Raw genomic sequence first — 8,614 nt, forward strand, 5'->3', positions numbered from 1 at the left:
TTAGCCTATATTTAATATTTTATCAATTCCATTTTTCAGAGCTTCTAAAGCTTTTGCTCTATGGCTAATTTGATTTTTTATTTCAGGCATTTCAGCAAATGTTTTTTTATACTCTGGTAAATAGAAATGCGGGTCATATCCAAAGCCATCCTTACCTCTAGCTTCATCTATGATTAAACCCTCTATCTCCCCTTTAAAAGAGTAATACTCTCCATTTGGTTTTCCTAAAGTTATCACAGTCACAAATTTTGCTTTTCTATTCTCTACTCCTTGTAAATTATCTATTAATTTTCTGTTATTTGCCATGTCATTTCCATCTTCCCCAGCATATCTAGCGGAGTAAACACCCGGTTCGCCATTCAAAGCGTCAACACAAAGACCAGAATCATCTGAAATTGTAATCATATTTGTAAATTTTGCTATTTCTAACGCTTTCTTTTTTGAATTTTCTTCAAAAGTATCTCTATCTTCTACAACCTCAGGAATTTTTATTCCATCTTTTATAGAAAGCACTTCAAAATCTAATCCAGATAAAATTTTTAACATCTCGTCTATTTTTTTCTTATTCCCTGTGGCTAAAAATATCTTCATTACTTCGAAAATTCCTCCTCTATCTCTTTTCTTTGGATATCTATTAACTCATAAATACCTTTTTCTGCTAAATCCAACAATTCATTTAACTCTTTTCTTGAGAAAGTCGCCTCTTCTCCAGTACCTTGAATCTCTATAAATTCACCTTTATCGTTCATAATTACATTCATATCTACTTCAGCTTCTGAATCTTCAGTATACATCAAGTCTAATACAGGAACCCCTTTTACTGTTCCCACGGATATTGCAGCAATATTAGCAATAATAGGATTTTCTGCTAACATACCTTTCTCCACAAGTCTTCTCATAGCCATCTCTAGTGCTATATATCCACCTGTGATTGACGTTGTTCTTGTCCCTCCATCCGCTTGAATCACGTCACAATCGATAGTTATTGTTCTTTCTCCCAACTTTTCAAGATCGATACAAGCTCTCAAAGCTCTTCCTATAAGTCTTTGAATCTCCATTGTTCTTCCACCAAGTTTTCCTTTGGCAGCTTCTCTTTGATTTCTCTCTCCTGTTGCTCTTGGTAACATTGAGTATTCAGCTGTTATCCATCCTTTCCCTTGGTTTTTCAAAAAAGGTGGTACTTTCTCTACAACCGTTGCAGTACAAATAACCTTGGTATTCCCAATCTCTATCAAAACACACCCTTCAGCATACATAGTGTAGTTTCTAGTAACTTTTACTTCTCTTTTTTCATCTGTTTTTCTTCCATCTAATCTTATCATTTTTCTTCCTCTCTCTATATATACTGCTCTAACTCTTCAAGCTTTTGGTTATCTATTAAATCCATTGTTTCTATAGTTTCTATTTTCCCAAATTGAATCTCATAAAGTTTTCTGTATATTCCATTATTTTCTAGTAACTTTTGATGTGTTCCAACCTCTTTTATTTCTCCATTTTCCATCACAACTATTTTATCTGCATTTATTATCGTAGATAATCTATGTGCTATCACAAATGTAGTTCTTCCCTTCATCAGTGTTTCTAAAGCATCTTGAACCAGTCTCTCTGATTCTGTATCCAAAGCGGAAGTCGCTTCATCAAGTATCATAATACTCGGGTTTTGAATTAAGGCTCTAGCTATTGCAAGTCTTTGCTTTTGTCCGCCCGATAAAAGAACTCCTCTTTCTCCAACCTCAGTCTCAAATTGATTAGGTAACTCCATTATAAAATTATATGCATTCGCCATTTTTGCAGCATTTATTATCTCTTCTCTAGATACATTATCTTTTCCAAAACCTATATTTTCAGCGATAGTTCCACTAAATAGAAAAGTTTCTTGTGGTACTATCCCTATATGGTTTCTGTATTTTTGTAATGACATCTCTCGTATATCCACACCGTTTATCTTTATACTTCCAGATGTTATATCATAATATCTTGGTAATAAATTTACCAAAGTAGTTTTTCCACTTCCACTTTTTCCAACCAAAGCTACTACCTCTCCCGCTTTAACATTCAAATTAAAGTTGTTAAGTACTTTTTCATCTCCATCATCATATTTAAAATCTACATTAGCAAAATCTATTGTTTTTATGATTTCAGGAACCTCTTTAACGTTATCACCTATATGATCCGGTTCTAACTCTTCATCCAAAATTTCAATAACTCTATCCGCCGATGGTAAAGCTTCTTGTAGTTCACTATTTCTTTTAATCAGAGTCTTTAATGGTTGTTGCATAAGTCCTAATGCGGTTATAAAAGAGATCAAATCTCCTGGTGTCATACTTTGAACAACAATTATCTGATACCCACCGTAACCTGCCACTAACAATATCATTAATGTTGCTAAAACTTCGTTTATAGGTGATATTTTAGCTTTTATCTTCGTTGTTTTATATATTTTATCAAACTCTTCTTGAGTTACACCCATATATTTTTCTATGATTTTATCACTTCTATTAAAACCCTTTATAACTGACACTCCTGACAGCGATTCTTGAACAAATGCAGTCACATCTCCGACAGTATCCTGCCTAACTCTTCCTGATTTTCTAATTTTCTTCGTATATTTTTTTACCATAGAAAGTATCGCAGGTAAAACCGTCAATGATATTAATGCCAATATAAAATCAACTTGAAACATTCTAAATAAAAGAGCTATAACAGTGATAAACTCTTTCAACATATCAAACAACATGAATCCTATTCGTCCAAGCGTTGTTGAGTCCCCTGAAAGTCTCGCCATTAAGTCTCCTAATTTATTCTGTTTAAAATATGCTATAGGTAACCTTTGCAAATGCGAAAATACATCTATTTTGATATCTCTTCTTATTTTTTCGGTTATATAACCAGATGAAATGTCAGCAAAATAATTTGTTATAACTTTTAAAATAGTTGATGCAAAAATAGCACCGATAACAATCATCATCATTCTTGCATTTTTCTTTACCAAAACATCATCTATTAAATATTTGCTTAACCATGCTGGGACTGCACTCATCAACGACGTTATAGTAGATAATACAATTACTCCCAACATAGCAGTTTTATATTTTAAACTATATTTTAAGAAAGTTTTTAAAGATTTATTTTTAAAAAACCCCATTATTTTCCTATCTAATTTATTAATTTTTTTCATTTTATTTTCCTTTCAATAAAAATTCAGCATATCTTCTTGTAATATCTACTCCAGAAAGCTCCTCTCTTATTCGTTGAATTTTTTCTTGAACAGAGTCTAAATTCTCTAAAACAGTTTTCATATTTTTCTCTATTTCAATAAAGTTACATCTTTTTTGTAATAGTTCCGGAAAAACTTCTTCATTCAATGTTAAATTTGGCAAAGATACAAAGCCTACTTTTAAAATATATTTAGCAATAAAATAATTTATAAAATTGGTCTTATAGACAACTATTGTTGGAATGCCAAGTAAAGCTAATTCCAAAGTCACTGTTCCAGAAGCAGCTATAGCTATCTTACTCTCTTTTACACTCGTATCTAGTGATACATCATAGCAAATCTCTAGATTAGTCAGTTCCGTTAAATTTTCATCAATCCACTTTAAGTGCTCTTTTGAAGAAAGTTTTAAAATATATTTTTCATTTGAATTTTTTCTTATAAGCCTTAAAAATTCCGGCATTAAAGACTTTATTTCCTGTTTCCTACTCCCCGGAAGCAATAGAATTTTATCTCCTCTTCTCTCTATTTCCCGATACCTTTCTACAAAAGGATTTCCATGGTATACAGCATTGATATTATGTTTTTTATAGAAATCAACTTCCCAAGGAAAAATAACCATAATATGATCAGCCAACTTTAATTTATCTATTCTTTTTTCTCCCCAAATCCAAAGTTTTGGAGGAATATAATAAAAAACTTCAATATCCTCAATCTCATTTTTTAATAACTCTAAAAACTTCAAATTAAATCCACCGTAATCGACCATGATAACCTTTTTTATATTCTCTTTTCTTATAAAGTCGAGATACTCTTCAGCTTTACTTTTTAAATAGGTATATTTTTTTACTGCTTCAGTGAATCCCATAATAGCTAATTCGTCGATATCCTGTATTATAGTAGCCCCTGCATCCTTTGAGTACTTACCTGCCACCCCATAAAACTCCACATTGTTATTTAATTTTTTAGCTTCTTTTATCAAATAGGATAGGTGTAAATCTCCCGACACCTCTCCTGTAGAAACAAATATTTTCATATTTTCACTCCAATAATAAAGATATTATTTTCCTCGGCTAACTTCATACATTCTTTCATATCTAAAAACAACATCTTATTTGCTTCAGCCACAATTCCTTTAGCTTTTATTTGTACAGCTTTTTTTACTGTTTCTATTCCTATTGCCGGTATATCAACTCTCATATCTTGTTGAGGTCTTGCCATTTTTATAACTATGCAACCTTCACCTGCATACTCTCCCGCTCTCTCTATTGTCTTATCAGTTCCTTCAATTCCTTCTAGGGCTATAACTGAAGATTCTTTACAAACAACTGTCTGCCCTGCATCTACTTCACTCAATGCTTTGGCGGCTTCAACTCCTATCTCTATTGTTTTTTTATCTTCTTCAGAAGGAGTATCTTTTGTATAACACTTCTCACTAAACATCATATTTCCTAATAGATAATTTTGGGGTAATACTTTTATTTTGTTCAATCTCAAAAATGATATTACACCGAATAATAGTGTTTCATCTTTTCTATCTGGCAATTTTTCCATCAATTTTTCACCAAAATAATCCAATTTCATCTGTTGAAACAAAATTGACTTTTCTACTTTTCCCAGCATCACAACTTCGTTTATGTCATTTAATAAGAGATATTTTATTATTTCTCCTATCTCTCCTATATTGAAATCTTTATAATTTTTATGTTTTTTTATTTCTCCATCAATTGTGTCAAAAAGTCCTATTAAGTATACCTCTATTCCTTGAGCTTCCGCTTCTTTAAGGAAATATAGAGGTAACTTGCCGTTACCTACTATTATTCCAACTTTTTTCATTATCTTGTAATCCCCCTGTTACTAGTTTTTATAAACTCTACAAGATACCTTATATTTTTATCTTCAGGAAATTCATTTTCAAGCTCTATCAGAGCATCTTTTAATGGATTTCCACTTCTAAATATAATTCTATACGCTCTTTTTAAATTTGAACGATCCTCTTCTGTGAAGCCCTTCCTTCTAAGCCCTACTGTATTTAATCCTCTTATCACAGCTTTATTTCCTTCAGCCATAACAAATGGACAAATATCCTGATTTATTGCACTCCCACCGCCAATCATAGAGTAAGACCCTATTCTACAGAACTGATGAACAGGTGTCAATCCACCTATTATAGCAAAACTATCCACTATTACATGTCCAGCTAAAGTGACACCATTTGCTAATATACAGCTATCTCCCACTATTACGTCATGAGCAACGTGCACATATGCCATCAATAAATTATTACTTCCTATTCTTGTTTCCCATCTATCGTCTGTTCCTCTATGAATCGTTACAAATTCCCTAATGCTATTGTTATCTCCGATTATAGTTTTTGTTGGCTCACCCTTATATTTTAAATCTTGTGAAGCTTTTCCAATAGAAACAAAAGAATATATAGTATTATTTTCTCCTATTTCAGTTATTCCCTCAACTACAACATGGGATTGTAATACTGTATTTTTCCCTATTCTTACGTCTTTTCCTACTATACAGAAAGGACCTATCTTTACACCCGATTCCAGTATCGCTCCATCCTCAACTATAGCAGTGCTATGAATTTCAGTCACTATTTTTTCACCCTACTCTCTATTTTTCCATAATAGTAAATGTAAATGATGCTTCAGTCACCACTTTATCATCTACTTTCGCTACTCCTGTAGCTTTCACTATGTTTCTTCTCAACTTATCAACTTGTACTTCATATATTAACTGATCTCCGGGTCTAACTGGAGCTTTGAACTTTACATTTTCAATTGCTGCAAAATAAGGCACTTTTCCTTCAGTATCATCTAAAACTAAAACTCCTAAACATTGTGCCATTCCTTCTACTATTAGAACTCCTGGCATAATTGGATGTCCTGGAAAATGTCCATTAAAAAACTCCTCATTTACTGTTACGTTTTTTAATCCTCTTATCTTTTGCGCCTCTTTATCCATTTCTAAAACTCTATCAACTAATAAAAATGGATATCTGTGTGGTATTCTTTTCATTATCTCCATAACATCTAACATATTTTTTCCTCCTGCTTTTTAAGTAATTTTGCAAATTCTATATCTAAAGCATGTCCTGCTTTGATAGCTATTATATGCCCCTTTATTGGTCTGTTCAATACTTTCAAATCACCTATCAAATCTAAAATTTTATGTCTTACAAATTCATCCTCAAACCTTAAACCATTTGGATTTAAAACGCCATCTTTTTTCACAACTATGGCATTGTCTAAAGTTCCACCTAAAGCTAAATTATTCTTTTTTAAGTACTCTATTTCATAGTCAAATCCAAAAGTTCTCGCATTTGCTATTTCATTTTTATAACTCTCCCTATTCAAAACAATTTCTAACATTTGACTTTTTAAAAATGTATGATTAAACTTGATGGTATAAGTTATTTTATACCCATCAAATGGCAATGCTATTATATGTTTATCTCCCACTGTTAAATTTATCGGTAGCTTTATTTCAAGTTCTTCCACATCCTCTTCTAGTTCCTGAATTCCAGCATCTTCAATAATTTCTAGAAAAAATTTTGCACTTCCATCACCAATAGGAAGCTCATTCCCATCTATCTCCACAACTAAATCTGTTATTTCAGCTATATAAAGAGCTGATAAAAAGTGTTCAATAGTATAAATTTCTGCTCCAAATTCATTTTTTAAGTTAGTTCCTCTGGTAAGATCAAATGTATTTTCTATACTCATAGAAATTATGTTTCTTCCCTCTTCCAAGTCCACTCTTTTAAAGACTATTCCACCATTTTTAGCTGGAATTAGTTTCATCTTTATCTGCTCACCTTTGTGAAGACCGATTCCATTATATTGAACTTCTTTACTAAGAGTTTTTCTCTTCATAAAATTCTCTCCTTCTAATCTTATGCCTTAGTTAAAAACTTTGTTGCTAAAGCTAAGGCTATATCTTTTTTTCCATCTACAAACTGCACACCTAATTTCTTTTCTGATATCTCAATTACTTTTCCTAATCCAAACTTCGTATGTACCACTTTTTCTCCTATAGAAAAAGGTGAATTAGAAATATCTTTCATCTTTTTTAAATCCTCAGCAGTTATAATATTCTTGTAACCCACTATCTTTTTATCATTTGTGAGAACCTTTGATTTCGGTAGCACTTCTTGAGTTTTTTTCTCAACCCTATCTAAAACCTCCACTGGGAGCTCCTCAATAAATCTGGATTTTATTTTTGTCAAAAACTCTCCGTAAACAAACCTACTTTTTGCATATGTCAAATATAGTTTCTCCTCTGCTCTAGTTATTGCAACGTAGCAAAGTCTTCTCTCCTCTTCCAACTCTTCTGGATTGAAAAGAACCTTCTTTGAACCTGGAAAAATATCATCCTCTACCCCAGTTAAAAATACAACGGGAAATTCTAAGCCTTTTGAATTGTGAATTGTCATCAGTTTTATATAATCAGACTCCCCTTCCAAATCATCTGTTGCACTGATAAGAGATACATTTTCTAAGTACTCTCTCAACGTTAAAAAATCTACTGTCTTTTCTAGTTCCACTATAGAGTTTTTTAATTCCTCTACATTCTCTATTCTTCCCTCAGCTTCTACACCATATGTTGAATTAAGATAAGAGAAATATCCAACTCTCTTTATCAACTCGTCAAACACTTGGCTGACATTCACTTCATTACTCAGCTCCATTAAATCACTTAATATTGTATAAAGTTCATCCAAAGCTATTTTTACACCTGATGTTAGCCCTGGAATTTCCATTCCCTTTCCAATGGCTTCAAACATAGATATATTTGTTTCATTGGCAAACTCTTTTATTTTCTCAATACTCTTATCCCCTATTTTCCTTTTAGGGACATTTATAATTCTATTCAAATTAATTGTATCCTGCGGATTATTGATTACTGTTAAATACGCTATTATATCCTTTATTTCAGCTCTTTGATAAAATTGCATTCCACCAAAAACTTTATATGGAATATTATATTTTAGTAATCCCTCTTCAAAAAGTCTAGATTGAGCATTTGTTCTGTAAAGAATTGTAAACTCTCTATAGCTTTTACCCATATTTTTTCTTTTTATAATCTCTTCAATTATGTAATTTACCTCTTCTCTTCCATCTAAACACTCTTTTACGGTGATTAATTCTCCCTGTGGCTTTTTAGTCCACAAATTTTTATCCTTTGCTGTTTTATTATTTTTTATTACTTCATTTGCTGCCGTCAAAATTGCAGATGTTGAACGATAGTTCTCTTCTAATTTAACAACCAAAGCATCTTTATAATCTTTTTCAAAATCTAATATATTTTTTATATTAGCTCCTCTAAATCCATATATACTTTGATTTTCATCACCAACTACACATATATTTCTATATTTTGATG

9 protein-coding genes are annotated in these 8,614 nt (G+C 31.8%); all 9 read right to left on the reverse strand.

Going from position 1 to position 8,614, the window contains the following annotated elements:
* On the reverse strand, positions 1-591 hold the full coding sequence (locus ACWI69_RS03755) for an XTP/dITP diphosphatase (RefSeq protein ID WP_448820513.1): 591 nt from the start codon (positions 589-591) through the stop codon (positions 1-3).
* On the reverse strand, positions 591-1,322 hold the full coding sequence (gene rph / locus ACWI69_RS03760) for a ribonuclease PH (RefSeq protein ID WP_448820514.1): 732 nt from the start codon (positions 1,320-1,322) through the stop codon (positions 591-593). The genes ACWI69_RS03755 and rph overlap by 1 nt, the downstream gene beginning before the upstream one ends.
* Before the next feature lie 14 nt (positions 1,323-1,336).
* Positions 1,337-3,178, reverse strand: a complete 1,842-nt coding sequence (locus ACWI69_RS03765) for an ABC transporter ATP-binding protein (RefSeq protein WP_448820515.1) — start codon at positions 3,176-3,178, stop codon at positions 1,337-1,339.
* Between the two features lies 1 nt (position 3,179).
* On the reverse strand, positions 3,180-4,250 hold the full coding sequence (gene lpxB, locus ACWI69_RS03770) for a lipid-A-disaccharide synthase (protein WP_448820516.1): 1,071 nt from the start codon (positions 4,248-4,250) through the stop codon (positions 3,180-3,182).
* Complete coding sequence (locus tag ACWI69_RS03775; RefSeq protein ID WP_448820517.1) at positions 4,247-5,050, reverse strand: LpxI family protein; 804 nt, start codon at positions 5,048-5,050, stop codon at positions 4,247-4,249. The genes lpxB and ACWI69_RS03775 overlap by 4 nt, the downstream gene beginning before the upstream one ends.
* Positions 5,050-5,823, reverse strand: coding sequence for an acyl-ACP--UDP-N-acetylglucosamine O-acyltransferase (lpxA, locus tag ACWI69_RS03780; protein WP_448820518.1), 774 nt, complete (start codon positions 5,821-5,823; stop codon positions 5,050-5,052). Before lpxA ends, ACWI69_RS03775 begins: the two co-directional genes overlap by 1 nt.
* Before the next feature lie 19 nt (positions 5,824-5,842).
* A complete protein-coding gene (gene fabZ / locus ACWI69_RS03785) occupies positions 5,843-6,268 on the reverse strand; it encodes a 3-hydroxyacyl-ACP dehydratase FabZ (protein ID WP_023049909.1) in 426 nt (141 codons plus the stop codon).
* Complete coding sequence (gene lpxC / locus ACWI69_RS03790; RefSeq protein WP_448820519.1) at positions 6,262-7,104, reverse strand: UDP-3-O-acyl-N-acetylglucosamine deacetylase; 843 nt, start codon at positions 7,102-7,104, stop codon at positions 6,262-6,264. Before lpxC ends, fabZ begins: the two co-directional genes overlap by 7 nt.
* A gap of 20 nt (positions 7,105-7,124) precedes the next feature.
* Positions 7,125-8,614: ATP-dependent helicase (locus ACWI69_RS03795; RefSeq protein WP_448820520.1), on the reverse strand; the 1,490-nt coding region annotated here is incomplete at its 5' end.

Source organism: Cetobacterium sp., assembly GCF_977044495.1.

What these genes read in the sequence shown, in the direction of transcription:
- ACWI69_RS03755 (WP_448820513.1), bottom strand. Translation starts at nt 591, where the DNA reads ATGAAGATATTTTTAGCCACAGGGAATAAGAAAAAAATAGACGAGATG.
- rph (WP_448820514.1), bottom strand. Translation starts at nt 1,322, where the DNA reads ATGATAAGATTAGATGGAAGAAAAACAGATGAAAAAAGAGAAGTAAAA.
- ACWI69_RS03765 (WP_448820515.1), bottom strand. Translation starts at nt 3,178, where the DNA reads ATGAAAAAAATTAATAAATTAGATAGGAAAATAATGGGGTTTTTTAAA.
- lpxB (WP_448820516.1), bottom strand. Translation starts at nt 4,250, where the DNA reads ATGAAAATATTTGTTTCTACAGGAGAGGTGTCGGGAGATTTACACCTA.
- ACWI69_RS03775 (WP_448820517.1), bottom strand. Translation starts at nt 5,050, where the DNA reads ATGAAAAAAGTTGGAATAATAGTAGGTAACGGCAAGTTACCTCTATAT.
- fabZ (WP_023049909.1), bottom strand. Translation starts at nt 6,268, where the DNA reads ATGTTAGATGTTATGGAGATAATGAAAAGAATACCACACAGATATCCA.
- lpxC (WP_448820519.1), bottom strand. Translation starts at nt 7,104, where the DNA reads ATGAAGAGAAAAACTCTTAGTAAAGAAGTTCAATATAATGGAATCGGT.